The sequence below is a fragment of the Phaeobacter sp. G2 genome (genome assembly GCA_025163595.1).
Taxonomy (GTDB): Bacteria; Pseudomonadota; Alphaproteobacteria; order Rhodobacterales; family Rhodobacteraceae; genus Pseudophaeobacter.
Map to the genome: position 1 here is coordinate 1,087,890 of CP104100.1, position 25,946 is coordinate 1,113,835.

Sequence of the window (25,946 nt, forward strand, 5' to 3'; positions counted from 1 at the left end):
ACGTCTGGTGGGAAACATGGCGCTTTTTGTGCTGATTTCCCGCAAGCATTACGCTGTTGGCCGCTTTGGGCCGCAACCAGGTAGAGGGCCTGCGGGAAAAGGGGGCAGGCGGTTGGGCTGGGCTAGCCGATGGGCCAGGCCGCCCGCTCCAGATCCAGAAGGTAGGGTTCGGGATCGTAGGTGACCTTCCGTGCGAGGCTCTGCCATTTCAGAACCGCCGGATCCGACAGCAGCAGCTCGCAGTACGTGCGCGTCGCGGCAGAGACCGGCAGGTCATAGCCAATGATCCGCGCGGCCACTGGGGTGTAGAACACCTCAGCCAGCGAGTAGCTGCCAAAGAGATAGCCATCCGGCGCACCAGAGATTTTGCGGGCATGGGCAAAAAGCGCCTCAATCCGTGCAAGATCTGCCAGCACCGCCTTGGAGGGGGTGAATCCCTGCCAGACATGGGACAGCTGCATCGGACAATCGCCACGCAGAGCGGCAAAACCGGCGACCATTTCGCTCACCAACCAGCGCGCTGTGGCGCGTTGATCTGCAGCCCTGGGCCAAAGCCCGGCTGTTGGGAAATGTTCAGCCAGAGTTTCCCCCATGGCCAGGCTCTCGCCAATCACCAGCCCCTGATCGGTTTCCAGCGCTGGGACCAGGCGGGCAGGGGCCAGATGGGCCATATCCTGCACCATGGTGCCCGCGTAGAGCCCCACCAGATGGATGTTATGCGGAATTGCAAATTTTTCGAGCATGAGCCAGCCGCGCAACGACCAACTGGAATACATGCGATCACCAATATAAAGTTCATAAGCCATGGCAGCAGCTTAGCAACGCAAGATGCATTCTCAAATCGAATATTTGTGAGAGCATGCATCACAAATTTTGATGAATTTTGACCTTAGATAAGCTGGTTGAGCGCACCGCTGCGCCAGCCCTCTGGTCCATAGAACAGCTCACTAACCGACAGGTTGTCAATACGGTGCGAGAAAGCCGCCTCTGCGCTGAGGCCTGCAGCCCGCTGAATCTGCGTCAGGATCTGGCCAAAATGGCCGACCACCACCAGATCACGCCCGGCATGGGTGGCGAGCAGGCTGTCAATGGCATCGTTGACCCGGGCACAGACTTCATTCCAGCTTTCCCCTCCGGGAGGGGTGGTGTCGCCGGGGGTCTCCCAATAGGCCCGAATGCGGCTGGGGTCTTCGGCGTCGATCTCTTTCCAGCTGCGCAGCTCCCAGTCGCCAAAATGGATTTCGCGCAGGGCTGGCATATGGGGCAGGCGCTGGCGGTTGCCTTGCACTGCCGTTGCGGTTTCAACCGCGCGGATCAGATCGGAGGAGACTACCAGAGCCTCGGGCGGTAATGCCGCTTCAAGCCGCGACAGGGCAGCAGTATCCGAAAGATCTGCGGGCAGATCAGACCAGCCAACCATGGTTTTGGCATGGGTGGGACCATGGCGGACAAGAAACAGGCGCGATGTCATAGCTGACCTTTCAAAACCAGTGGCAGCCCAGCGGTGACCTGCACCACCGCATCGGCGCGCGCCGCCAGCGCAATGTTGAGCCGCCCCTGAGCCTCGCGGAACCGACGCGCCAGGGCATTTTCCGGCACAATGCCAAGACCAACCTCATTTGAGACAATCACCAGCTCTGCCGGGCAGGCCTCGATGGCCTCCAACAGCTCTGACTGGGCCGCTACCAGATCGTGCTCAGCCAACAGGTGGTTGGTCAGCCACATGGTGGCGCAGTCCAGCAGGCAGATGTGATCCTGGGGCAGCTGATGCAACAGCTTGGCGGCTTCCAGAGGTTCCTCATAGGTGGTCCAATCGTTGCCGCGTTGTCGTAAATGGGCCGCGACCTTGGCTTGCATCTCATCATCAAACACTTGTGATGTTGCAATGTAAGACTTTGGTTTTGATGATTTAAAACACAAATCCTCGGCGAATTTCGACTTTCCCGACGCGGCGCCGCCCAGAATGAATGTGACAGGTGCAGACAAGTTCTTTACCCTTGGACAGGAACGGTTTCGCTTTTGTGCGTACCTGCTGGAGGCGCCCAAAACAAGGGGCAGACAGCACCCGTGCCGCTGCGCTGGCCTGCCAGTTTGCGCGATAGCTACTCTGCGCGGCGGGCAGGGGTCTGACGACAGACCTGAGACGCAGATTTTCGAGGCTGTACCGTGGCATTGCGCGGCGCAGATACCGATCCTAGGCCATGTCTGAGGCCAAGGCAGTGCCGCGCCATAGTCTGCCGCTTTTCAAGACGATCTGAGCCCGGAGGGAACAATGACGCTTGACCATATCACCGAAAACCCATTGCCCAAAAAGGCGATGAAAGCAGAGCTGCTGGATGCAGAAACAGAGAAACGGCTGGCGCATGCCTGGCGTGATGACGGCGATGTCGAGGCGCTGCATCGGCTGATCAATGCCTATATGCGGCTGGCCATTTCGATGGCGGTGAAATTCAAACGCTACGGCGCGCCGATGAATGACCTGATACAGGAGGCTGGCCTGGGCCTGATGAAGGCCGCGGATAAGTTCGACCCGGATCGTGGCGTGCGGTTTTCGACCTATGCGGTCTGGTGGATCAAGGCCTCGGTGCAGGACTATGTGATGCGCAACTGGTCGTTGGTGCGCACGGGGTCCACTTCGTCGCAGAAATCGCTGTTCTTCAACCAGCGCCGGGTGCAGGCCCAGCTCGAACGACAGGCCGACACGCAGGGGGTGCGGCTGGACAAACATCAGCTGCATCAGCAAATTGCCTCTGAAATCGGGGTGCCTATCCGGGATGTTGAAATGATGGATGGCCGTTTGTCGGGCAATGATTTTTCGCTCAATGCGGTGCAGTCGAGCGAGCCTGATGGGCGCGAATGGATCGAGATCCTCGAGGATGACGGCGCTCAGGCCGCAGAGCTGGTCGAGAGGCGCCATGATCGTCGCAAGTTGCGCGGCTGGTTGGTGCAGGCGATGCAGAGCTTGACCGGCCGCGAGCGGCGGATCGTGATTGCGCGTAAACTACGCAGCCCGCCGCGCACGCTCGAGGACCTTGGGCGCGAGCTGAGCCTGTCCAAAGAGCGGGTGCGTCAGCTGGAGGCGGCGGCCTTTGTCAAAATGAGAAAAACGCTTGATCGTCGCTCAGGGGAAGTGCAAAACCTGCTTTTATGAACAGGCATGGTTGTTTTGTCGGATACATCCGAGGTCGCATGGCCGCCTTGGTCGCTGCCGTTGGGACAGGCCGGACTGTAAGTGTCCGGACTGTAATTAGGCGGGATGTGATATTACGGGCCGCGATCAGAAAACCTGTGCGGATCAGCGCCGCAGCGGTTCTGACAATTGGTCTCGCCACAGGTCTCGCGACCAGTATTGGTCTGACATCAGCTGTTCGGGCTGAGGCGACGGCGCCTGGGCTTCAGGCGCAGACGGTGGCGCAGGTCGCTGATGTTCTGGCCGGGGCGGATGTCATCATTCTGGGCGAGGTGCATGACAACAAAAGGCATCATCAGGTGCAGGCCGAATTGGTCGCAGCACTACAGCCCAGAGCCGTAGTCTGGGAGATGATCACTCAGGAACAGGCCGAGGCGCTGACACCGCAGATCCTGCAAAACCCAGCAGAGACCGCGCGGGTGTTGGACTGGGAGGCTTCAGGCTGGCCTGGTTTTGGCCTCTATGCACCGGTGTTCAAGCGGGCGGCGCGGGCGATGCAGTTCGGCGCCTTGGTTCCGCGCGCGCAATCCAAGGAGGCCCTGCAGGTTGGGGTCGCCAACCATTTTGGCGCGCAGGCGCAGCAGTTTGGGCTGGATCAGCCGTTGCCCGTGGCGGAGCAGGCTACGCGGGAAGCGGAGCAGATGGCCAATCATTGCAATGCCTTGCCGGACCATGTCCTGCCTATGCTGGTGGATGTGCAGCGGCTGCGGGATGCCAGTCTTGCTGCCGCGGCAAAACGGGCGCTGGAGCAGACCGGCGGCCCGGTGGTGGTGATCACCGGCAATGGCCATGCGCGGCTGGATCGTGGCCTCGCGGTCTATCTGCAACGCGCGCTTCCTGGTGTGGTGATCCGGGCCTTGGGGCAGATGGAAGAGGGGGCAATCCAGGGGCAATTTGATGTGGTGTTGTCGGCGCCGGCAGTGCAGCGCCCCGATCCCTGCCTGGGTTTTGCCAAATCCGATTAAGACATCTGTCGTGCCGCTGAATGTGGGCCGCCGCCGCGCGGCAAAAGCGTTTCACTCTTTGCCCCGTAACGGCTAGGGTTGCCGCGGGCTTGTGACCAAGTCCGGTTAACAAAGGGCAGTTGAGATGCTGGCAGGAAAGAAAATTCTTCTGATCATTGGCGGCGGCATCGCGGCCTATAAATCACTGGAGCTGATCCGGCGCCTGCAGGATCAGGGTGCCAGCGTTACACCGGTTTTGACCCGCGCAGGTGAAGAATTTGTCACGCCCTTGTCGGTCTCCGCCCTGGCCGGGACAGCGGTGCATCGGGATCTATTTGACCTGACGGCTGAGGCCGAAATGGGCCATATCCAGCTGTCGCGCAGCGCGGATCTGGTGGTGGTCGCCCCTGCCACTGCGGATTTGATGGCAAAAATGGCCCAGGGTCTGGCCAATGATCTGGCCTCCACCCTGCTGTTGGCGACGGACACGAAGGTTTTGTTGGCGCCTGCGATGAATGTGCGCATGTGGGAGCATGCGGCAACCCAGCGCAATATCAAAACCCTGCGCGGCGACGGGGTGCAATTTGTCGGCCCCAATGAGGGCGGCATGGCCTGTGGTGAGTTTGGCTCAGGCCGGCTGGCGGAACCGGATGAAATCGTGGCTGCCATCACGGCGCAGCTGGGGGCGAATGCACCGCAGGGCAGCCTGGCCGGGCGTCGCATCCTGGTGACCTCTGGCCCGACCCATGAGCCCATTGATCCGGTGCGCTATATCGCCAATCGTTCCTCCGGGGCGCAGGGGACAGCGCTGGCCCGTGCTCTGCGCGATCAAGGCGCGGAAGTGGTGTTTATCACGGGCCCTGCAGAGATCCGGCCCCCCGAGGGGGTCGAGGTTGTGGCGGTGCAAAGCGCGCTTGAGATGGAGGCCGCAGTGCAGGCGGCCTTGCCGGTGGATGCAGGGGTCTTTGCGGCGGCTGTTGCCGACTGGCGTGTCGCCAGCGCCTCGGACCGCAAGCTGAAGAAATCAAAGGACGGCCTGCCGGTGCTGGAGTTCGCCGAGAACCCGGATATCCTAAAAACGGTGTCGCGGATGGCGCAGGGGCGGCCACCCCTGGTGGTTGGCTTTGCTGCCGAGACCAATGATGTGGTGGAGAACGCCACCGCCAAGCGCCTGCGCAAGGGCTGTGACTGGATTGTCGCCAATGACGTCTCGCCCGCTACGGGTATCATGGGCGGGGATGAGAACGCGGTGATCCTGATTTCCGATCAAGGCGCCGAGGAATGGCCGCGCATGGGCAAGGCAGAGGTTGCCACCCGGCTGGCCGCCCGTATTGCCACAACGCTCAACAGCAAAAGCTGACGCCCGTGAATATTAAGCCCAGCAGTCCGTGCCGCGTTGCATGGCCCCTTTTGTTGTTACAGAACCCAAATCAATGAGGCCCCTATGGTTGAGATCAAAATAGCCCATGATGCGGGCGCAGATCAGAGCCTGCCCCTGCCCGCCTATGAAACTGCCGGAGCAGCCGGGGCGGACCTGCGGGCCAATCTGCCGGATCGCGCCAGCCTGACTCTGGCGCCGGGTGCGCGTGCCTTGGTCCCCACAGGGCTGCGGTTGGAGATCCCTCAGGGCTATGAGGTGCAGATCCGCCCGCGATCAGGGTTGGCGCTGAAACATGGGATTACCCTGCCAAACAGCCCCGGCACCATCGACAGCGACTATCGCGGCCCGCTGGGGGTGATCGTGATGAACGCCGGAGAGGCAGATTTTACCATCGCCCACGGGGATCGCATCGCGCAGATGATACTGGCTCCGGTGTTGCAGGCGCAGTTCACCCTAGTTAGCACCCTGTCCGGGTCCGAACGCGGCAGCGGTGGCTTTGGCTCCACCGGGAGAGGCTGATGCTGCGCATTCTAGCTTTGGCTGCGTTTATCTGGTGGGGCGGCGGCTATCTGGGCTGGAGCCGCGCCATGCGGGCCTGTCTGCTCTCGGTGTTGTTTGCCGCTGTGCTGCTGCTGCAGTTAACCCTCCCCGAGGGCCATGATTTGCGCACGGCAACAGGAGGTTCACCAAAACCCTGGCTGATCCTTGGCGGTTTTGGCCTCTTGGCGGCGGGCTATGGCTGGATTATCTCTCAGCTCAAGACCCGCGCCCATGCAGAAGGCAGCCCCATGTCACAGCCTCCCTCCCTGTTTTCCGACACTGAGCTGAACCGCTATGCCCGCCATATCGTGCTGCGTGAGCTGGGCGGACCGGGGCAAAAGAAGCTGAAACAGGCCAGGGTGCTGGTGATAGGTGCCGGCGGGCTTGGGGCGCCTGCCTTGCAATATCTGGCTGCGGCCGGCGTTGGCACCATTGGGGTGATCGACGATGACGAGGTGGAAAACGCCAACCTGCAGCGTCAGGTGATCCACCGGGATCAGGATATCGGCATGCCCAAGGTTTTCTCCGCCGAGGCGGCGATGCAGGCGCAAAACCCCTATGTCGAGGTGCGTCCCTTTCATCGCAGGCTGACCGCGGATATTGCCGCGGATCTGTTTGCCGATTTTGATCTGATCCTGGATGGAACCGATAATTTTGAGACCCGCTATCTGGTGAACGAAACCGCGGTGAAGCTCGGCAAGCCGCTCATTTCCGGTGCATTGTCGCAGTGGGAAGGCCAGCTGAGCCTGTTTCACCCCAAATCAGGCGGCCCCTGCTATCAATGTATCTTCCCCGAAGCCCCGGCCGAAGGGCTGGCGCCCTCCTGTGCGCAGGCCGGGGTGATCGGCCCGCTGCCGGGGGTTGTTGGCGCAATGATGGCGGTGGAGGCGATCAAGGCGTTGACCGGCGCGGGCGCTACTTTGCAGGGTGAAATGTTAATCTATGATGGGCTTTATGGCGAAAGCCGCAAGATCCGCCTGTCGCCCCGCCAGGATTGTCCGGTGTGCGGCAGCGATAGATAAGACGAAAGCATCCCTGCATTTGAATGAAGCCTTTTTCATTACCGCCCTTTGTGGTGCCCTATTTGGCGGCACGCCTGAAGCCGTGCATGATTTCACCTATCCCGACGGCGCCGCCTCAATCCGGATAGATTGCGAGAATGACCGCCGGGTGGTTGAGTTCGGCTTGGATAAGCGTAGCAGCCTGGACAGTATCCAGCAGGCCCTGTTTGCCGCCGAGGTGACCGGCAAGGAGGCGGTGGTGGTGCTGATCGACACCGATGGGCGCATGGGCCGGTTTGAATGGCGCATCGCGCGTGCCGCCAATATTGCGGGGGTGCCGATCCGCATCTTGTCGGCCACTCTGGTCGACAGTCCTGAGGTGGGCGGCTAGATTTACCCTGTTCATGTGCATTCATGTGGCTGGCCCGGCTCATTTGATTTTGCAGACCGCTTGGGACCCTGATTGCAGCCGCCCAAGTTTGCCGCTAGCGTCGCGACCAAAGGAGTTTTGACATGTCCAACCCCCTCTTGGCCCCCTGGGACACCGCTTTTGAAATTGCCCCCTTTGATCAGATTACCGACGCGGATTTTGCGCCCGCGTTGGATCAGGCTTTGGCGCAGCATCAGGCCTGGATCAAGGAAATCGCAGAGAACCCAGAGCCGGCCACATTTGCCAATGTGATCGAGGCTTTGGAGACGCCGGTGCAGGCGCTGGAGCAGGTTCTGTCGGTTTTTTACACCGTGGCGGGCGCAGACAGCAATCCAGAGCGGCAGGCGCTGCAGCGGCAGTTTTCCCCAAAACTGGCCGCGCATTTTTCGTCCATTACGGCAAACAAGGCGCTGTATGCGCGCATCAAGCAGGTTTGGGATCAGCGCGACAGTCTGGATCTCAGCGCTGAGCAGCAGCGGGTTTTGATGCTGACCCATCGTGGCTTTTTGCGCGGCGGCGCGGCGCTGGAAGGCGCGGCTGACACCCGCATGCAGGAGATCAAGGGACGGCTGGCCACCCTGGGCACCGAGTTCACTCAGAACCTTTTGGCGGATGAGCGCGACTGGTACATGGAACTGGGCGAAGAGGACCTTGAGGGTTTGCCGGATTTTGTGGTGGATGCCGCACGTGCCGCCGGACAGGAGAAAGAGGCCGCTGGCCCCGTTGTGACCCTGTCGCGCTCGATCATTACGCCATTTCTGCAGTTTTCACCCCGCCGAGATCTGCGGCAAAAGGCCTTTGCAGCCTTCACAGCGCGCGGGGCCAACGGGGGCGAGACGGATAACCGCGCCATCGCCGCCGAGGTCCTTTCCTTGCGTGCCGAACGGGCGGCGCTACTGGGCTATGACAGCTTTGCTGACTACAAGCTGGAAACCGAAATGGCCAAAACCCCGGACGCGGTCCGGGGCCTGTTGATGGATGTTTGGCAGCCTGCCGTGGCGCGGGCAAATGCGGATGCGGAAATTCTGGCGCAGATGATGCATGAGGATGGTATCAACGGCGAGTTGGAGCCCTGGGACTGGCGTTACTACGCCGAGAAGCGGCGCAAGGTGGAGCATGATTTGGATGAGGCGGAACTAAAGCCCTATCTGCAACTGGACCGGATGATCGAGGCCAGCTTCGCCTGCGCCAACCGGTTGTTTGGGTTGGAGTTCACCCCGCTGGATGTGCCGCTTTATCACGCGGATTGCCGCGCCTGGGAGGTCACCCGCGATGGCAAACACCTGGCGGTGTTTATTGGCGACTATTTTGCCCGTGGCTCCAAACGCTCTGGGGCCTGGTGTTCTGCCATGCGCGCCCAGGCTCATTTCCCCAAAGCAACCAGCCCGATCGTGATCAATGTCTGCAACTTTGCCAAGGCTGATACGGCGCTGTTGTCCTGGGATGACGCCCGCACCCTGTTCCATGAGTTTGGCCATGCGCTGCATCAGATGTTGTCGAATGTGCGCTACGAGAGCATTTCCGGAACCTCGGTGGCCCGTGATTTTGTCGAGCTGCCCAGCCAGCTTTATGAACATTGGCTGGAAGTGCCCGAGGTCTTGCGTGAATTTGCCACCCATGCCGAGACCGGCGAAGCCATGCCACCTGAGTTGCTGAACAAGGTTCTGGGTGCCTCGACCTATGATATGGGGTTCCAGACGGTTGAATATGTTGCCTCGGCTCTGGTTGATCTGGCCTTTCACGAAGGCGCGGCGCCTGAGGATGTGATGGCAAAACAAGCGGAGGTTCTGGCAGAAATTGGCATGCCCCCTGCGATCAAAATGCGCCATGCGACCCCCCAGTTTGCCCATGTCTTTTCTGGTGACGGCTATTCTTCGGGGTATTACAGCTACATGTGGTCCGAGGTCATGGATGCGGATGCCTTTGCCGCCTTTGAAGAGGCGGGCGGGGCCTTTGATCCTGAGCGTGCCCAGGCGCTGGAGGCCTATATCCTGTCTACCGGTGGATCGGTGGATCCGGCAGAGCTGTATACCGCGTTTCGGGGGCGCTTGCCTGGGGTGGAGGCCTTGCTGAAAGGGCGTGGATTGGTCGCTGCCTAGGGGGGCTGGGTCAGGGGAGGGGGCGCTGCCCCCGGTCTGCGACCTCCCCCGAGGTATTTTTGGTAAGATGAAAAGTAAGGAGCTGCCTGCTGTTGCCTGCACTGGTCGCCCGCACTGGCAGCCTGGGCGGATCAGTAGCCGAGCTGGCGATTGACCTGGTTGAGAAAGGGGCGGCCGCCTTCGCCGCGCTGGATGTTTTTTGCAATCATCTGTGCGGCGGTCAGGGGGCGTGTTTCGGCCGCGATATGGGGCGTGACGGTAATCCGCGGGTGAGCCCAAAAGGGATGGTCCATGGGCAGGGGTTCCTGACGGAAGACATCAAGGGTGGCATGGGCGAGCTGTCCACTGTCCAGGGCTGCCAGCAGGGCCGCGTCGTCGATCAAGGACCCACGGCCGGGATTGAGGATGCGAGCACCTTTGGGCAACATCGCCAGGGTTTTTGCATTGAGTATGTTGTCTGTAGCGGGGGTATCGGGCAGCAACAGCACCAGGATCTGAGCCTGGTGTAGGGCGTTTTGAAAGCCTTCGTTGCCATGTTCACAGGTGATCCCGGCAAGAGATTTGGCGGAGCGTGACCAGCCGGTGACCGGAAAGCCAAGCTGGGCCAGAGCCCTGGCGCAGGCGGCGCCAAGCGCGCCAAGACCCAGCAGGGTGACCGGGCGTTCCTGCGCCAGGGGCGGGACCACGGGGGTCCAGCGGTCCTGGGTATTGAGGCTGCGGTCGAGATCCAGGTGGTAGCGCAGCACATGGCCTGTGACCCATTCCACCATCCCAGCGGTCAGGCCCGGGTCCACCATGCGGCACAGCGGCTGGGTAAGGGTTGGGTTGCCGGTGATTGTCTCTACCCCGGCCCAGAGGCTGAGCACAGCCTTGCAGGCGGTATAGCTGGTAAAATCCTGCAGGTCAGAATTGGGCGCATAGATCACATAGTCCACCTCTGCTGCCGGGTGATCCTTGCGTAGATCCACCTGCAGACCGGCCTGGCAAAAGGCGGCTTTCAGTGGGGCCTGGTAGCTCTCCCAGCGTTCGGAGCGGGCGGCGAACTGAACTTTGATCATGTGGCAAATACTCCGGACATGTCCTTGAAGCCCTTGATTTCAATTGGATTGCCAGCAGGGTCATGAAAAAACATGGTGCTTTGCTCGCCGGGCGCGCCAGCAAAACGTGTCACTGGCGCCAGGGTGAAGTCAAGCCCGGCTGCGGTCAGATGATCTGCCAGGGCCTGCCAGTCCTTTTGCGGCAGGATCACCCCAAGGTGGGGCATGGGCACCATATGGTCGCCAACTTTTCCGGTCTTGCTGGTGGCAAAGACCGGGCCGAGGTGCAGGGAGATCTGGTGGCCAAAGAAGTTGAAATCGACCCAGGTTTCGGTGCTGCGTCCCTCGGTACATCCCAACAGGCCGCCGTAAAAGGCGCGGGCCTTGTCCAGATCATCTACGTGGTAGGCGAGGTGAAATATGCTCATGTCGCGGGCTCCTGATTGGGCGCTTTTGGTTCGGGCCGATGGGTGATGCAGTCGACACCTGGGGGTTACAATTTGCTGCCGGGGGGCAGTTTCTGCAGGATGGAGTAGGCGCTGAACTGTGTGCAGCAGATCCTGTAGGGCGGCGGGGTGGATTAGCGCGGGCGGTGAATATTGGCGCTTTGCACCAGACCAAAGGCCGCCAGCAGCACCAGCATCGCCGAGCCGCCATAAGAGACCAGCGGCAGCGGCACCCCGACCACCGGCGCCAACCCCATGACCATCGACATGTTCACGGCAAAGAACAAAAAGAAAGTCAGCGCGACGCCGAGGCTCACCAAAGAGGAGAAGCGATCTTTGGCGGCCAGCGCGGTGGCAACGCAAAACACGATGATCAGCACATAGAGGCTCAGCAGGGTGAGCCCGCCGATAAAGCCGAACTCTTCGGCCAGGGTGGTAAAGATGAAATCGGTGTGTTTTTCCGGCAGGAAGTTCAGCCGCGATTGGGTGCCCTGCATGTAGCCACGCCCCGACCAGCCGCCGGACCCCAGGGCGATTTTGGACTGTGTGATGTGATAGCCTGCGCCCAGGGGGTCTTGTGACGGGTCGAGGAAGGTGTCGATGCGCAGATATTGATAATTCTTCAGCAGCTGCCAGTCGGTGCCGCGGCTTTGAAAGACAGCCGCCACCAGGCCGAAACCGGCGGCGATGACGGCGGTGAAATAGGCCCAGTGCACTCCGGCCAGAAACATTACGCCACCGCCGGCTGCCATCAGCAGGATCGAGGTCCCGAGGTCAGGCTGGCGCAGCACCAGGAAGGTGGGGAACAGGATCATCAGCACCGGTACCAAGACCCAGACCGGGCGCGAGCTGCGTTCTGCTGGTAGCCAGTCGTAATAGGCCGCCAGCAACATAACCAGCGTGATCTTCATCAGCTCAGAGGGCTGCAATCGCATGAATCCCAGGTCGATCCAGCGCTGCGCTCCCATGCCGACGGTACCAAAGAACTCAACCGCCAAGAGCATGACAACGGAGGTCAGATAGGCCAGAATCGAGATGTTTCGCCAGAACCAGATCGGGATCAGGGCCACCACCAGCATCACGCCCATTCCGAGTAAAAAGCGTTTGAACTGCGGTTCGGCCCAGGGGGAAAAGGACCCGCCCGCCACGGAATAGAGCATTAAAAAGCCGACCCCGGCCACCGAGGCCAGCAACAGGGTCAGAGGCCAGTTCAGGTATAAGATCTTGCGCAGGCCCGAGGGTGTCGATTTGGCGTTATACTCTAGATAACTCATGCGCGGTCACTGTCCGGGTTTTCGGCACGTTTGGCACGCTCGCGCGCTAACCTGTCCTGCTGCGCCTTGATCCGCTTGCGGTCCCCCTTGGGGTAGGCTTCCAGCGGTGGGGTGCCGTCATAAAGCGCTTGCAACATCACATCGCGGGCAATCGGGGCTGCGACGCTGGAGCCACCGCCACCGTGTTCGACAATCACCGAAACCGCAAATTTGGGGTCGTCAAAGGGGGCAAAGCAGACATAAAGCGCATGGTCCCGGCGCTCCCAGGGCAGATCCTTGTTGCGGATCACCCCGGCGGCGCGTTCGGCGGCAGTGATGTTGCGCACCTGGCTGGTGCCGCTCTTGCCCCCCATGCGCATGCCTTCGGCGATGATGCGCGAGCGGTAGCCGGTGCCGCGCCGGTCATTGCTGACCGAATACATGCCACGGCGAACCATGCGCAGATTGTTTTCATTCAGGCCAAGGCTTTCACCCGCACCTGAGGGTTGCTCAATGCCATCAATGGATTTGATCAGCCGGGGCGACAGGTCGCGCCCGGTGGCCAGTCTGGCGGTCATTACCGCCAGTTGCAGCGGCGAGGCCAGCATAAAGCCCTGGCCGATCGAGGCATTGACGGTATCCCCCACCAGCCATTCCTGGCCTTTTACCCGTGATTTCCAATCGCGGTTGGGGGCCAGCCCGCTGGCCACCGCTGACATTGGCAAATCGTGACGTACCCCCAACCCCAGCCGATTGGCCATGGCCGAGATCTTGTCGATGCCGACCTTGATCGCAAGGTCATAGTAATAAACATCGCAGGATTGCTTGAGCGAGGTGTTGAGGTCGACATGGCCGTGACCAGCGCGTTTCCAGCAGTGGAACCTACGTCCGGAGACCTCTAGGTGGCCGGGGCAATAGACGGTGTCTTCCGGCCCGATCAACCCCTCTTCTAGGGCGGCGAGGGAGGTCACCATCTTGAAGGTCGAACCGGGAGGGTAGGTGCCCTGCACGGTCTTGTTGGCCAATGGGCGGTAGGGATCGTCGGTCAGCATGCGGTAGTCGGCCACTGAGATGCCGCGCACAAATTGGTTGGGGTCAAAACTCGGCGCTGAGGCAATGGCGCGCAGATCGCCGTTTTCACAATCCATCACCACCACGGCGGCGCTTTCTTTGCCCAGCCGCGCCTGGGCATAATTTTGCAGCTCGGTGTCCACTGCCAGCTGCATATCAGCGCCAGCCTGACCTTCTTTGCGGTCCAGCTCGCGCATCACCCGGCCACCGGCGTTGACCTCGATGCGCTTGGCCCCGGCGGTGCCGCGCAGCAGGTCTTCGCGCTTGGCCTCAAACCCGACCTTGCCGATCTGAAAGCGCGGAATGCGCAGGATGGGATCAGGCGCTTCCAGTTTGCTGAGATCATAATCCGACACCGGACCCACATAGCCCACCACATGGGCAAAATCATCAAGCTGGGGATAGATCCGGGTCAGGCCCACTTCGGGGGTGATGCCAGGCAGGGCGGGGGCATTCACCGCAACCTTGGAGATGTCCTCCCAATTCAGCTGGTCGGCCAGGGTAATCGGCAGGAAGGGGCGGCCACGGCGAATTTCAGTACGGGCGCGCTCGATGTCCTCGGGCGGCAGGGGGATCAGCTCAGACAGCTTGCCGATGACCTGCTCAACGTCGCCGGCATCTTCGGGGACGATGATAATCCGGTAAGAGGGCGAGTTATGGGCCAACACCCGACCGTTTCGATCAAAGATCTCGCCGCGTGCCGGCGCCAGCAGGCGGATATTGATGCGATTTTCTTCGGCCAGCAGGCGAAACTGGTCCGCCTGGTCGATTTGCAAATACCGCATCCGTGCGGCCAGTGCCCCCACCAGGCCAAGTTGCATCCCCCCCAGCAGCAGGGCGCGGCGGCTCAGCTTGCGGTGGGCGCCTTCCTGATCTTTGGGGGAACGTCTCATTTGCGGGCTTCCAGAATTTCGGCTTCGGCGGCAGAGAGTTTGCGCACGCCCAGAAGGCTTTGGCTGAACAGGGCCACCAGTGGGTAGGCGGCAATTGTTGCAAACATTTCGATCACAGACAAGCTCAGCGGGGCGCGGGGAATGGTAAAGAGAGACAGGGTCAGACGGTTCAGCAGGGTGATGGCGATGATCACCAGGGCAACCGAGAGCCATTCCGCGACAAAAGGGGTTTCATGCTGTGGTTGCGCCCGTGCCCGCAGGAATTCGCAGCCAAGCACCACCAGCAGGGTCAGCAGACCCGGTGGGCGTTGAAACAGCAGATCGGCGATCAGCAGCACCGGAATAAGAATAAACACCGGCACATAGTCCGGGCGGCGCAGGGACCAGGCCATGGCCAGGCAGATAATCAGATCCGGCGGCGCCCAGCTGCGGGCCTGGGAATTCAGGGGCAGCAGATGAAAGAAGATGATTACAAAGGCAAGCGCTGCAAAACAAACCCGCATGAGCTGAATTCTGCCTGGGGTGACCTCAGCCATTGTCCGCTCCGTTTTCAGCGGGAGCGACCGCCCCGTCGGCGGGGGTGTCCGTGCCAAGCTCGAGATCGCCGGGACGAGATCTGGGGGTGTTGGCGCCGGGAGCCGGGACGATCAGCCCGCCGGGATCGCGGATCACCTGGGTGCCATGGTGGCGCAGAACCCGCAGGAACTCCAGCCGTTCATAATCTGCCGACAGCCGCACCCGCATGCGGCCACTGCGATCCAGCGTGGCTTGTCCGACCAGCAGACCGGCAGGAAAAACATCGCCATCGCCAGAGGTGATCACCCGGTCGCCGGGGCGCACCAGATCATCATTTTCCAAAAAGGTGAGCAGGGGGGCAGTACTGTTGTCGCCTGTCACCAGCGCTGTCTGTCCCGAAGGCTGGATGGTGACTGGCACCGCGCTGGCGGCATCAGTCAACAGCACCACCCTGGCCGTATTGCGCCCGGTGCCGGAAATGCGCCCTACCAGTCCGATGCCATCCATGGTGGCCCAGCCATCCTGGATGCCGTCGCGGGCGCCCACGTTCAAAATCACCGACTGACGAAACGGCGAGCCACTGTCAGCCATGACCACGCCGGTAATAAATGTGAGTTTTGGATCAAGCCGCACGTTGTTCAGATCCAGCAGCCGGGCGTTTTCCTGCTCCAGCTGCAGGGCGGCCTCTTTCCAGGCCCGCATCTGCCGCAACTCAGAGCGCAGTTCGCGGTTCTGGTCGCTCAGACGCTGGTAGCTTTGGAAATCCCGGAACAGGTTGATGGCCCCCGTTACCGGCACCATGGCCCAGTCCATATTAGGCACCACCGCGTCGATCAGCTGTGCGCGAAACCGTTCGACCCTTGGGCTGTCGATCCTCCAGACCAGAAACAGTGCAGCCAGACAGAGACAGGCCAGCACCACCAGCAGGCGGCGGAGCGGGGTTGTATAGTCTTCGCGCTGGGAGCGATCTTTGGCCAAGGGGCTCCTTTCCGACGGCTGTCACTGCCCCGCATGGTTCTGCGCGGGCAGGGCAGGTTTTGGCTTAGCTGTCGTAGTCGATGGCGTGGCGCAGCTGCTTTTCGAACTCCAGCGCCTTGCCGGTACCAAGTGCCACACAGTTCAGGCACTCATCGGCAATCGAGACGGCCAGCCCGGTCTGTTCGCGCAGCGCCAGATCCAGATCTCCCAGCAGCGCACCGCCCCCGGTGAGCATTACGCCCCGGTCGACGATGTCAGCGGCCAGATCCGGCGGTGTTGTTTCCAATGCGGTCATCACCGCTTCGCAGATCTGCTGTACCGGTTCTGCCAGGGCTTCGGCGACCTGGGCCTGGCTGATTTCGATTTCTTTTGGCACGCCGTTCAGCAGGTCGCGCCCGCGGATCTGCATCGACTGGCCGCGGCCATCGTCGGGCATCCGTGCGGTGCCGATCGAGGTCTTGATCCGTTCGGCGGTGGCTTCGCCGATCAGCAGGTTTTGCTGGCGGCGCAGGTAAGAGATGATGGCTTCGTCCATCCGGTCGCCGCCCACACGTACCGAGCGTGCGTAAACGATGTCGCCCAGCGACAGAACCGCAACCTCGGTGGTGCCGCCGCCGATATCAACAACCATGTTGCCGGTGGGGTCGGTGATGGGCATGCCAGCGCCAATGGCAGCGGCAATTGGTTCGGCGATCAGACCAGCGCGTCCAGCCCCCGCAGACAGCACCGAGGTGCGAATTGCGCGTTTCTCAACCGGGGTGGCACCATGGGGCACACAGACAATGATCTTTGGCTTGCGGGAGAAGGGCGAACGTTTGTGCACCTTGCGAATGAAATGTTTGATCATCTCTTCGGCAGTATCAAAATCGGCAATCACCCCTTCGCGCATGGGGCGGATCGCCTGAATGCTGCCCGGGGTCCGGCCCAGCATCAGCTTGGCGTCTTCGCCAACCGCCAGAACCTTCTTCACCCCGTCTTTGATGTGATAGGCCACCACAGAGGGTTCCGAAAGGATCACGCCGCGGCCTTTGACATAGACCAGCGTATTTGCGGTGCCGAGGTCGATGGCCATGTCCGTGGTGAACAAACCGCCAAGATTTCCGAAAAGCGCCATAAAAATAGGATCCTATTGAACTGCAACGTGGGGCGACTCCGCGAGGGCCGCAGATCAAGGTCTTATACCAGCGCAGCCCTGCCGCGAAAGGGCGTTTTAAGGTCAACTAGCGCCTTTTCGCCGGCCTGGGCGATATTCTGGGCATCGGACTTGCGCTTTGCCGCGGGCAGGGCAATGGGCAGACCCCACCCCAAGCAGGCAGGTGCCGAGATCCCACCGAGATCCCACCGGGGGTCTTTCGAGGTTTCGTATGGGGCAATTTCAGGCTAAAGCCGGTGCTATGCTATCCTATCAACATATCTATCACGCCGGAAATCTGGCCGATGTGCAGAAACATGCGCTGCTGGCGGTGATTCTGTCCTACCTCACCCGCAAGGACAAACCGGTCAGCTATATCGAAACCCACGCCGGGCGGGGCCTGTACCATCTGGATGCGCCGGAGGCGGTGAAAACCGGCGAGGCGGCGGCGGGTATTGATCGCATCCTGGGCGATGGTCTGTTGCCAGCCGAGCATCCGCTGCGCCAGGCGCTGGCGGCCTGCCAGGCGGTACATGGCGATATGGCCTATCCCGGCTCGCCGCTGATTGCCTCGACCCTGCTGCGCCCGCAGGACAGCCTGCATTTTGCCGAGCTGCATCCCGGCGAACATGACGCCCTGCGGAAGGCGCTGCCACGGGGGCGGGCCAAGGTGCATCTGCAGGACGGGTTTGAGCTGGCTCAGTCCCTGGCGCCGCCCACCCCGCGGCGTGGCGTGTTGTTGATTGATCCAAGCTATGAAATCAAAAGCGACTATGGCCGCATCCCCGGCATTATCGCCACTCTGCATCGCAAGTGGAACGTCGGCATTATTGCCCTGTGGTATCCGATCCTGAAGGATGGTGCCCATGGGCCGATGCTGCGGGCGCTGGAAAACCAGAACCTGCCCGGTGCCCTGCGTCACGAGGTGCGGTTTCCACCAGCGCGCGAAGGGCACCGGATGATTGGCTCTGGCATGTTTGTGGTCAATACGCCCTTCGGCACCGAGGCCGAATGTGCCCGCCTGGACGCGCTTTTTGCAGCGCTGAGCTGAGCTGCGGGGCTTTTGCCTGTCGTCGGGTATTTGCACATCATGCGCCACATTGCTGTGCGGCGCATGATGCTATCTCGCTGCCATAAGGCTTACCCTCAGGTGACGTCTTTGTATGAGATCTCGCGGGTGTCGACGCCTTCGCCGACTTTGCCGCGCCGCACGATCACCCGGTTCAGCGCATTGATATAGGCCTTGGCCGAGGCCACAACCGTATCGGTATTGGCGCTCTCGCCGGTGGCGATGATGCCGTCCTCTTCCAGCCGGACCGAAACAGTGGCCTGGGCATCGGTGCCTTCGGTCACTGCGTTCACCTGATACAGCTGCAAGCGGGCGGTGTTTGGATAGAGCTTTCGGATCGCCTTGAAGGTGGCATCCACAGGGCCGTCGCCGCTTTCCACCGCTGTCAGGTCTTTGCCGTCGATTTCCATCTCAACCGTTGCCTCTGCCGGGCCGCCAGTGCCACAGACAACCTTCATCGAGACCAGCTGCAGATGGTCATTTTCGGCATCCTCACCGACCCGCATGAGGGCGACAATATCGTCGTCAAAGACTTCCTTCTTGCGGTCGGCCAGTTCTTTGAAGCGCACAAACAGATCTTTCAGCTGGTTGTCGCCGACTTCAAACCCCAGAGTGGTGAGCTTGTCGCGCAGGGCCGCGCGGCCCGAGTGTTTGCCAAGCGGCAACGAGGTGCCGGCCAGACCCACATCTTCGGGGCGCATGATCTCAAAGGTTTCCTTGTTCTTGAGCATGCCATCCTGGTGGATGCCGCTTTCATGGGCAAAGGCGTTCTTGCCGACGATGGCCTTGTTGAACTGCACGTTGAACCCCGAAACAGTGGCAACGCGCCGCGAGATATGCATGATCTTGGAGGTGTCGATGCCGGTCACCCAGGGCATGATGTCACTGCGTACTTTCAGCGCCATCACCACCTCTTCGAGCGCGGTATTGCCGGCCCGTTCACCCAGGCCATTGATGGTGCATTCGATCTGACGCGCACCACCGGCCACGGCCGCCAGCGAGTTTGCCGTCGCCATGCCAAGGTCATTGTGACAATGGGTGGCAAAGATCACCTCATCGGCGCCGGGAACTGTTTCGATCAGGCGTTTGATCAGATCAGCACTCTCAGCCGGGGCCGTATAACCGACAGTGTCGGGGATGTTGATGGTGGTCGCACCAGCCTTGATGGCGATCTCGATCACCCGGCACAGGTAGTCCCACTCGGTGCGGGTGGCGTCCATCGGTGACCACTGCACATTGTCCACCAGGTTGCGCGCATGGGTGACGGTTTCGTGGATCTTGTCGGCCATCTCATCCATGGAAAGGTTGGGAATGGCGCGGTGCAGCGGCGAGGTGCCGATAAAGGTATGGATGCGCGGGCGCGCAGCGTTGCGCACGGCTTCGGCGCAGCGGTCGATATCTTTAAAATTGGCACGGGCGAGCCCGCAGATCACCGAATTCTTTGACCGCTCTGCGATTTCGCTCACTGCCTTGAAGTCGCCTTCAGAGGCGATGGGAAAGCCGGCTTCGATAATGTCGACGCCCATGTCATCCAGCAGCTCGGCAATCTCGAGTTTTTCGTCATGGGTCATGGTGGCGCCGGGGCTCTGTTCGCCATCACGCAGGGTGGTGTCGAAGATCAGCACGCGACCTTTGTCGGTAACATTTGTCATTTTGAAATCTTTCTAGCTCTGTCCTGAAGTCCATTTCTGGGGGTGTGTTCTGACGCGTAAATCCATTCTCCTCTGAGCGGACGCGCCAAAAGGCACGCTCAGAGGCGGACTAGGAGCAGTAGTAGGGCGCGCAGAGACACAGCACGCGACGCGGCGTTGGTCATGGGGATATCTGCGCAAATGGTCATGGGGTGATTTATACAGAGGCAGGGGTGAATGAAAAGAGAGAATTTTGCTGCTCTGGACAGCGGTAAGCGTTCAATACCGCTGCAACGCCGAGCGGCGTGCTGCTGCCTAACTGCTGCCTTAGGGCAGGCCTTGGCAATGCGGGAACAGCGCGTTGCTGTTGTATCCGCACTGTCAGGCCAAGAATGCAGGCCATGATTGGCACGTTGGCACGGATCTTGGCCTTGCCCGATGGGGGCTTAGGTGTCGTCGGCGGTGTTTCCCTCGGCCTCGGCTGCCGATCCATCCGCACTGGGAGGCGCGCCCTTGTCCCATTCGCCACTGACAGTTTGGCCGCTGACATAGGTCATGGTGCCGGCCCCCTGGCGTTTGCCGTTCACAAAGCTGCCGACGTAGACATCTCCGGTGGCATAGGTGGCAGTGCCTGAGCCGGTGATCTTGCCTTCGCTCCAGTCGCCTTCATAGGTAAAGCCGTTGGGCATCTCGATCTTGCCCTTGCCATGGCGCTGGCTGTTCACGAAGCTACCGCTGTAAATCGAGCCATCCGCATAGGTGACGCGGGCCTCGCCGTGGCGCTGCCCATCCTTCCAGCCGCCATCATAGCGATAGCCGCTGGCGTCCGTCATGACGCCCTGACCATGGTTGCGGGCATTCTGAAACGCGCCCGTGTAGGTGACCCCATTGGGGTAGGTGGCGGTGCCATTGCCTTCGATCACTCCGGCAATCCAGTCGCCTTCATAGGTCGAGCCATCCGGATAGGTGATTTTGCCGGTGCCATGGGACAGATCATCCTGAAACTGCCCCACATAGACCGAGCCATCGGGATAGGTGACGCGGCCGTTGCCCTCGATCTGGCCGGCCAGCCAGTCGCCGGTATAGGTATAGCCATCGGTTTTGGTAAAGGTGCCGGTGCCGTGGCGCAGGTCATCCTGGAACATGCCTTCATAGACGTCGCCATTGGCATGGGTCTGGGTGCCAATCCCCTGGCGCCGCCCCTGGTCGAGCGGACCGGTGTAGACATCGCCGTTGGGCTGGGTGAGGGTGCCGGTGCCGTGCATCTGATTGTCGACCCACTCGCCTTCATAGTGCAGCCCGTCGGGCATCTGCAACGTGCCGGTGCCATGCAGCAAACCATCGACAATATCGCCCTGATAGGTGGCACCATCGGGATAGGTAATGGTGGCGGTCCCCTCTTTGCGACCTTCGATCCAATCCCCGTCGTATTCATAGCCGCCGGGGTTTTGCATTACCCCTTTGCCCTGGTGCTCCCCTTGAACAAAGCTGCCCTCATAGCGCACCCCATTGGCATAGACAGCGACGCCATGGCCATTGATGACGCCGGCCATCCATTCGCCCTCATAGGTGCCGCCGTCCGAGAGCGTGATCTTGCCCAGACCTTCGGGCTTTCCCTTGACGAACTCGCCTTCATAGACGGCGCCATTGGGAAAGCGTGCAACCCCCTGGCCGAGAATTTCCCCATCGACCCAGTCGCCAGAGTATTCATAGCCATTGGGCAGACGGTAGGTGCCGGTGCCATGCTGCACGCCGCCGCGGAAGGTGCCCTCATAGACCCCGCCGATTTCGTCCTCACTGGTGATGATGGTGCCATCCTGGGCCCAGAGGGGGCTGCCGGTGGCGCTGGCCAGGGTCAGAAAGGAAAGGATCGCAAGCGTTCTGCTATAACCGGTCATAAAAACCTCTGTCTTACCTGTGCCAGTCTGAAACCAGCGCGGGATTTGCGTTTGCCAATGGGTGACTTGTGGGCGACTTGCTAGGAAACTAAGCGAGCAACACGCGTGTCGCAATGTCTTTTGCACTCGGCCCTTTTCCTTGGCTCCTGATCTGATAAACGACTGGGAACATGTTTTGCAAAGGGCTTGTGCAGAATGGCTGATCGTTTCCGGGTGACACTGGCGCAAATGAATCCCACCGTCGGGGATCTTGTTGGCAATGCTGCAAAGGCGCGGACGGCCTGGGCCGAGGGGCGCAAGGCCGGTGCCGATCTGGTGGCGCTGCCGGAGATGTTTCTGACCGGCTATAACACCCAGGATCTGGTGATGAGGCCAGTGTTCCAACAGGCCGCTATGGCCGCCGCCGAACAGCTGGCACAGGACTGCGCTGATGGTCCGGCGCTGGCAATTGGCTGCCCCTGGGTCGACGGGGATAAGCTCTTTAATGCCTATTTGATCCTCAAGGACGGCAAGATTTCTTCGCAGTGTCTGAAGCACCATTTGCCCAATGAAACCGTGTTTGACGAGGTGCGGATTTTTGATGTGGGGCCTCTGGGCGGTCCTTATGCGGTGGGCGATACCCGCATTGGCTCGCCGATCTGCGAAGATGGCTGGCACGAGGACGTGGCGGAAACCCTGGAAGAGACCGGCGCAGAATTCCTGCTGATTCCCAATGGCTCGCCCTATTACCGCAACAAGATGGAAGTGCGGCAGAATCACATGGTGGCCCGCGCGGTAGAAACCGGCCTGCCGGTGATCTATCTCAATCTGGTTGGCGGTCAGGATGACCAGGTCTTTGATGGCGGCACATTTGTGTTGAATCCCGGCGGGGCTCTGGCGCTGCAAATGCCGGTGTTTGACGAGGCAATAACCCAGCTGGATCTGCAGCGCACCCCTGAAGGTTGGCGCGCTGTTGAGGGCGAAAAGGCCCATCTGCCCGATGAATGGGAGCAGGACTATCGCACCATGGTCGAATCCTTACGTGACTACATGGGTAAGACCGGGTTCAAGAAGGCGCTGTTGGGGCTGTCGGGCGGGGTGGATTCCGCCATTGTTGCCGCCATTGCCGTGGATGCGATTGGCGCCGAAAATGTGCGCTGTGTGATGCTGCCCTCTGAATACACCAGCCGGGAATCGCTGGATGACGCCGAGGCCGTGGCCGAAGCCCTGGGGGTGCATTACGATTATGTGCCCATTACCGAAGGCCGCAGTGCCATCTCAAACACGCTGGCGCCGCTGTTTGCCGGGCGCGATGAAGACCTCACCGAGGAAAACATCCAGTCCCGCCTGCGGGGGCTGTTGCTGATGGCGATGTCGAACAAGTTTGGCGAGATGCTGCTCACCACCGGCAACAAATCCGAAGTGGCCGTTGGCTATGCGACCATTTATGGCGACATGAACGGTGGCTACAACCCGATCAAGGATCTCTATAAAACCCGGGTGTTTGAAACCTGCCGCTGGCGCAATGGCAATCACCGGCCCTGGATGATGGGCCCGGCAGGTGAGGTGATCCGCCCCAATGTGATCGACAAGCCGCCCTCGGCTGAATTGCGCGACGACCAGAAAGACAGCGATAGCCTGCCGGACTACCCCGAGCTGGACGCCATTCTGGAGATTCTGGTCGATCAGGACGGCTCAATCGCGGATTGTGTGGCCAAAGGTTTCGCGCGCGAAACAGCAAAGCGGGTCGAGCATCTGATTTATATCAGTGAATACAAACGCTTTCAGTCGGCCCCGGGTGCACGGCTGTCTCCACGGGCCTTTTGGCTTGATCGGCGCTACCCTATTGTCAATCGTTTTCGTGACTCTTCTTAACTATTATATTGAGACCAGGCCGCGCGATCTTGGTGCTTTGGCACCTGATTTGGCCTGATTTTATTCGCTTCACACAAAAAGCTATGTCCCAAGAGTGCCAACCATGCGTCCGAAAAATCACATTTTGTTCCCGGCCTGCCGGGGGGCTGTTTTGTCCTCTGGACCAAAAGCCAGCGGCGCGGCATAGACCATCTCATGCCTGGACCTAAGCTGCCCTATTTCCAAGCCGATCTTGCCCTGCCCAAACGCGTTGATGCGGTTGTTGTTGGGGGGGGGATCATTGGTGCCTCGACGGCACTTGAACTGGCCGAGCGCGGGGTTTCCGTGTTGCTGTGCGAAAAGGGTCAGATTGCAGGCGAGCAGAGTTCACGCAATTGGGGCTGGGTGCGGATTTCCCAGCGAGACCCGCGCGAGCTGCCACTGATGGCAGAGGCGATGAAACTCTGGGAGGGGCTGGAGGCCCGCACTGGCCATCCCACTGGCTATCAGCGCTCTGGTATTCTCTACACTGCCGAAAGCGGCCGCGAAGAGGCAAAGCTGGAAGCCTGGGCACCGCATCTGGCGGCGCTGGACCTGCCGGGGCAAATGCTGCGTGGTGATCTGCTGAAGCCGGTGATGCCCGGATATCAGGGCAAAGTGATCTCCGGCTACTACACCCCGCTTGATGGGCGTGCCGAGCCGCAATTGGCCACCCATGCCATTGCGCGGGCAGCACAGGCCGCAGGGGCCAAGGTGATGACGGAATGCGCGGTGCGCGCGGTTGAAACCGAAGCGGGGCGGGTCAGCAGCGTGATCACCGAACGGGGGCGGGTGGCCTGTTCGGCTGTGGTGGTCGCGGGCGGCGCCTGGTCGCGGCTGTTTCTGGGCAACGCGGGGGTCTCTCTGCCGCAGCTCAAGGTCTTGAATTCCGTGCTGCGGACCTCGGCGGTTCAGGATGGGCCGGGAACCGCGATCTGGAGCAATGGCTTTTCGCTGCGCAAGCGGCTGGATGGCGGCTATACCATTGCCAATGGCACAGAAAACATCGTCGATATTGTTCCCGATACGCTGCGCCTGGGGCTGAAATTCCTTCCCAGTTATCTGCAGGAATGGCGCTCGCTTCAGCTGCGTCTCACGGGGTCGGGCCGGTGGCGCGAAGAGGCTGCACAGGACCGGCGCTGGACGCCACAACAGACCACGCCATTTGAAAACGCCCGGGTGCTTGATCCTGCACCGTCGCAAAAGGCGATCAAACAGGGCTGGGAAGCGGCGCAAAGGGCCTTTCCGGTATTGCAAGGTGCCGATGTGGTGCAGAGCTGGGGCGGGATGATTGATGTCACCCCGGATGCGGTGCCCGTGATTTCGCAGGTGGATGATCTGCCCGGGTTGTTTGTCTCCACCGGATACAGCGGCCATGGGTTTGGCATCGGTCCGGCGGCGGGACGTCTGACAGCGGATCTGGTCACCGGGGATGCGCCCGTGGTGGACCCGTATGAATTCCGCCTGTCGCGGTTTTGGAAAAAATAGATCAGGAGCTGCCACGGCGTTTGCGCGGCAGCTCCTTTCGTTTTATCCGAGTTTTGTTTGGGTTTAGCCCATCATCTGATAGCTGACAGGCACAAAGCGGAAACCGGAGCCGCGTGTTTCCACATAGCCGGCCGCCGGAAAGGGCATGTGGTAGCCGATCATCGGCGTGCGGGTGCTGGCGAGCATATCGAGGATTTTCCGCCGCGCGCCGGTCGCGGCCTCTTTGTCCATGTCGAACTTCACCTCCCAGTCCGGGTGGGCAAAGGACCAGACATAGTGATTGGCCAGATCTGCGGTCAGCATCAGCTGCTGCCCGCCGCTGTCAAGCATGTAACCCATATGGCCGGGGGTATGGCCAAAGCTGGCCACCGCGCTGATCCCGGAAGCAACCGAGCCGCCATCCTCCAGAAACGAGAGCTTTTCGGCAAACGGTGTCACTTTCTTGGCCATCAGATCGCCTATGCGGTTGCCTTCTGCCTGTGTGCCCCAGAAATCAAACTCCTGACGCCCGGTGATATAGCGCGCCTTTGAGAAGGTTTCTGCCCCCGCCGTGGTCATGCCACCGATATGATCCGGGTGCATATGGGTGAGCACAACCACGTCGATATCCTTCGGGGTCAGGCCCACCTCGGCCAGCGCCATCTGAATGCCGCCCTGGCCCAGGCCGGTATCAAACAGGATCTTCTCTTGACCAGTGTCGACAAGTGTTGGGGTAAAGAAGAACTGCGCCACGTCGGTGGGAATGAAGTTCTGGGCCGAGGTGGCGGCGAACTCGGCATCACTGGCACCGCCGCCAAAAATCGGCTGCGGGTTTTCGACGGGTCGGCTGCCGTCCAGCAATGTGGTGACGGTAAAGTCGCCAAGTTTGAAGCTGCGCGTGTGGGACGCGGGCGCTTTGGCCAGCTCGGCGCTGGCACTGGCGCTGCGGGCGGTTGCGGCCAGCGGCAGGGCTGCGGCGGCGGTCAGGGCGGTGCGGCGGGTGAATTTTACGGTCATAGGGAAGTCCTTTCTGCCAAGGTGGCGATGGATTGGATGTCGCCGGTTTGGCGAATTCAAAGGGTCACTTGGAAGGTTCGC

General features: G+C 60.8%; 23 protein-coding genes. 10 read left to right on the forward strand and 13 right to left on the reverse strand.

Going from position 1 to position 25,946, the window contains the following annotated elements; translation table 11 throughout:
* Positions 1–122: 122 nt before the first annotated feature.
* From N1037_05315 to cobU, 3 genes are all read right to left on the reverse strand, one after another.
* Positions 123–806: a glutathione S-transferase gene (locus N1037_05315; GenBank protein ID UWS80443.1), complete on the reverse strand. Its 684-nt coding sequence runs from the start codon at positions 804–806 to the stop codon at positions 123–125.
* A gap of 83 nt (positions 807–889) precedes the next feature.
* Positions 890–1,471 carry a histidine phosphatase family protein gene (locus N1037_05320; protein ID UWS80444.1) on the reverse strand — a complete coding sequence of 194 codons (582 nt, stop codon included), beginning with the start codon at positions 1,469–1,471 and terminating at the stop codon, positions 890–892.
* Positions 1,468–1,986, reverse strand: coding sequence for a bifunctional adenosylcobinamide kinase/adenosylcobinamide-phosphate guanylyltransferase (cobU, locus tag N1037_05325; GenBank protein UWS80445.1), 519 nt, complete (start codon positions 1,984–1,986; stop codon positions 1,468–1,470). Before cobU ends, N1037_05320 begins: the two co-directional genes overlap by 4 nt.
* Before the next feature lie 286 nt (positions 1,987–2,272).
* On the opposite strand from cobU, the gene N1037_05330 reads away from it, so the two are divergent.
* From N1037_05330 to N1037_05360, 7 genes are all read left to right on the forward strand, one after another.
* Positions 2,273–3,151, forward strand: a complete 879-nt coding sequence (locus N1037_05330; GenBank protein UWS80446.1) for an RNA polymerase factor sigma-32 — start codon at positions 2,273–2,275, stop codon at positions 3,149–3,151.
* Positions 3,152–3,288: 137 nt separating this feature from the next.
* A complete protein-coding gene (locus N1037_05335) occupies positions 3,289–4,155 on the forward strand; it encodes a ChaN family lipoprotein (protein UWS80447.1) in 867 nt (288 codons plus the stop codon).
* Positions 4,156–4,279: 124 nt separating this feature from the next.
* A complete protein-coding gene (gene coaBC, locus N1037_05340; protein ID UWS80448.1) occupies positions 4,280–5,494 on the forward strand; it encodes a bifunctional phosphopantothenoylcysteine decarboxylase/phosphopantothenate--cysteine ligase CoaBC in 1,215 nt (404 codons plus the stop codon).
* Positions 5,495–5,578: 84 nt separating this feature from the next.
* Positions 5,579–6,034 (forward strand): dUTP diphosphatase, encoded by a 456-nt coding sequence (dut, locus tag N1037_05345; GenBank protein ID UWS80449.1) that lies wholly within the window; start codon positions 5,579–5,581, stop codon positions 6,032–6,034.
* Positions 6,034–7,077, forward strand: a complete 1,044-nt coding sequence (locus N1037_05350; GenBank protein ID UWS80450.1) for a HesA/MoeB/ThiF family protein — start codon at positions 6,034–6,036, stop codon at positions 7,075–7,077. Before dut ends, N1037_05350 begins: the two co-directional genes overlap by 1 nt.
* Positions 7,078–7,096: 19 nt before the next feature.
* Positions 7,097–7,447 carry a hypothetical protein gene (locus N1037_05355; protein ID UWS80451.1) on the forward strand — a complete coding sequence of 117 codons (351 nt, stop codon included), beginning with the start codon at positions 7,097–7,099 and terminating at the stop codon, positions 7,445–7,447.
* 122 nt (positions 7,448–7,569) lie between these two features.
* Complete coding sequence (locus N1037_05360; GenBank protein ID UWS80452.1) at positions 7,570–9,585, forward strand: M3 family metallopeptidase; 2,016 nt, start codon at positions 7,570–7,572, stop codon at positions 9,583–9,585.
* Positions 9,586–9,716: 131 nt separating this feature from the next.
* Here the strand turns inward: N1037_05360 and N1037_05365 are convergent, their stop codons facing one another.
* The 7 genes from N1037_05365 to N1037_05395 all read right to left on the reverse strand — a co-directional run bounded on the left by N1037_05365 (position 9,717) and on the right by N1037_05395 (position 16,893).
* Complete coding sequence (locus N1037_05365; GenBank protein UWS80453.1) at positions 9,717–10,643, reverse strand: glyoxylate/hydroxypyruvate reductase A; 927 nt, start codon at positions 10,641–10,643, stop codon at positions 9,717–9,719.
* Entirely contained in the window at positions 10,640–11,050 is a 411-nt protein-coding gene (locus N1037_05370; protein UWS80454.1) for a VOC family protein, read from the reverse strand. Before N1037_05370 ends, N1037_05365 begins: the two co-directional genes overlap by 4 nt.
* A gap of 152 nt (positions 11,051–11,202) precedes the next feature.
* Positions 11,203–12,342, reverse strand: a complete 1,140-nt coding sequence (gene rodA, locus N1037_05375) for a rod shape-determining protein RodA (GenBank protein UWS80455.1) — start codon at positions 12,340–12,342, stop codon at positions 11,203–11,205.
* A complete protein-coding gene (gene mrdA, locus N1037_05380; GenBank protein UWS80456.1) occupies positions 12,339–14,285 on the reverse strand; it encodes a penicillin-binding protein 2 in 1,947 nt (648 codons plus the stop codon). Before mrdA ends, rodA begins: the two co-directional genes overlap by 4 nt.
* Entirely contained in the window at positions 14,282–14,821 is a 540-nt protein-coding gene (locus N1037_05385; GenBank protein UWS80457.1) for a rod shape-determining protein MreD, read from the reverse strand. The genes mrdA and N1037_05385 overlap by 4 nt, the downstream gene beginning before the upstream one ends.
* The gene (gene mreC / locus N1037_05390; GenBank protein ID UWS80458.1) at positions 14,814–15,779 is read right to left on the reverse strand and encodes a rod shape-determining protein MreC; all 966 of its coding nucleotides are present in this window, start codon (positions 15,777–15,779) and stop codon (positions 14,814–14,816) included. The genes N1037_05385 and mreC overlap by 8 nt, the downstream gene beginning before the upstream one ends.
* 64 nt (positions 15,780–15,843) lie before the next feature.
* Positions 15,844–16,893: a rod shape-determining protein gene (locus N1037_05395; GenBank protein ID UWS80459.1), complete on the reverse strand. Its 1,050-nt coding sequence runs from the start codon at positions 16,891–16,893 to the stop codon at positions 15,844–15,846.
* A 280-nt stretch (positions 16,894–17,173) separates the two neighbouring features.
* Here N1037_05395 and rlmJ point away from each other — a divergent pair, with 280 nt between their 5' ends.
* Complete coding sequence (gene rlmJ, locus N1037_05400; GenBank protein UWS80460.1) at positions 17,174–17,962, forward strand: 23S rRNA (adenine(2030)-N(6))-methyltransferase RlmJ; 789 nt, start codon at positions 17,174–17,176, stop codon at positions 17,960–17,962.
* A gap of 95 nt (positions 17,963–18,057) precedes the next feature.
* Here the strand turns inward: rlmJ and N1037_05405 are convergent, their stop codons facing one another.
* Positions 18,058–19,632, reverse strand: coding sequence for a 2-isopropylmalate synthase (locus N1037_05405; GenBank protein ID UWS80461.1), 1,575 nt, complete (start codon positions 19,630–19,632; stop codon positions 18,058–18,060).
* A gap of 425 nt (positions 19,633–20,057) precedes the next feature.
* A complete protein-coding gene (locus tag N1037_05410) occupies positions 20,058–21,509 on the reverse strand; it encodes a 2-isopropylmalate synthase (GenBank protein ID UWS80462.1) in 1,452 nt (483 codons plus the stop codon).
* Between the two features lie 195 nt (positions 21,510–21,704).
* On the opposite strand from N1037_05410, the gene N1037_05415 reads away from it, so the two are divergent.
* Together N1037_05415 and N1037_05420 are read left to right on the forward strand one after the other, a co-directional pair.
* A complete protein-coding gene (locus N1037_05415) occupies positions 21,705–23,363 on the forward strand; it encodes an NAD+ synthase (GenBank protein ID UWS80463.1) in 1,659 nt (552 codons plus the stop codon).
* Positions 23,364–23,558: 195 nt separating this feature from the next.
* Positions 23,559–24,869: an FAD-binding oxidoreductase gene (locus N1037_05420; GenBank protein ID UWS80464.1), complete on the forward strand. Its 1,311-nt coding sequence runs from the start codon at positions 23,559–23,561 to the stop codon at positions 24,867–24,869.
* A gap of 63 nt (positions 24,870–24,932) precedes the next feature.
* On the opposite strand, the gene N1037_05425 is transcribed toward N1037_05420, so the two are convergent.
* Positions 24,933–25,865: an MBL fold metallo-hydrolase gene (locus N1037_05425; protein ID UWS80465.1), complete on the reverse strand. Its 933-nt coding sequence runs from the start codon at positions 25,863–25,865 to the stop codon at positions 24,933–24,935.
* Between the last annotated feature and the right edge of the window lie 81 nt (positions 25,866–25,946).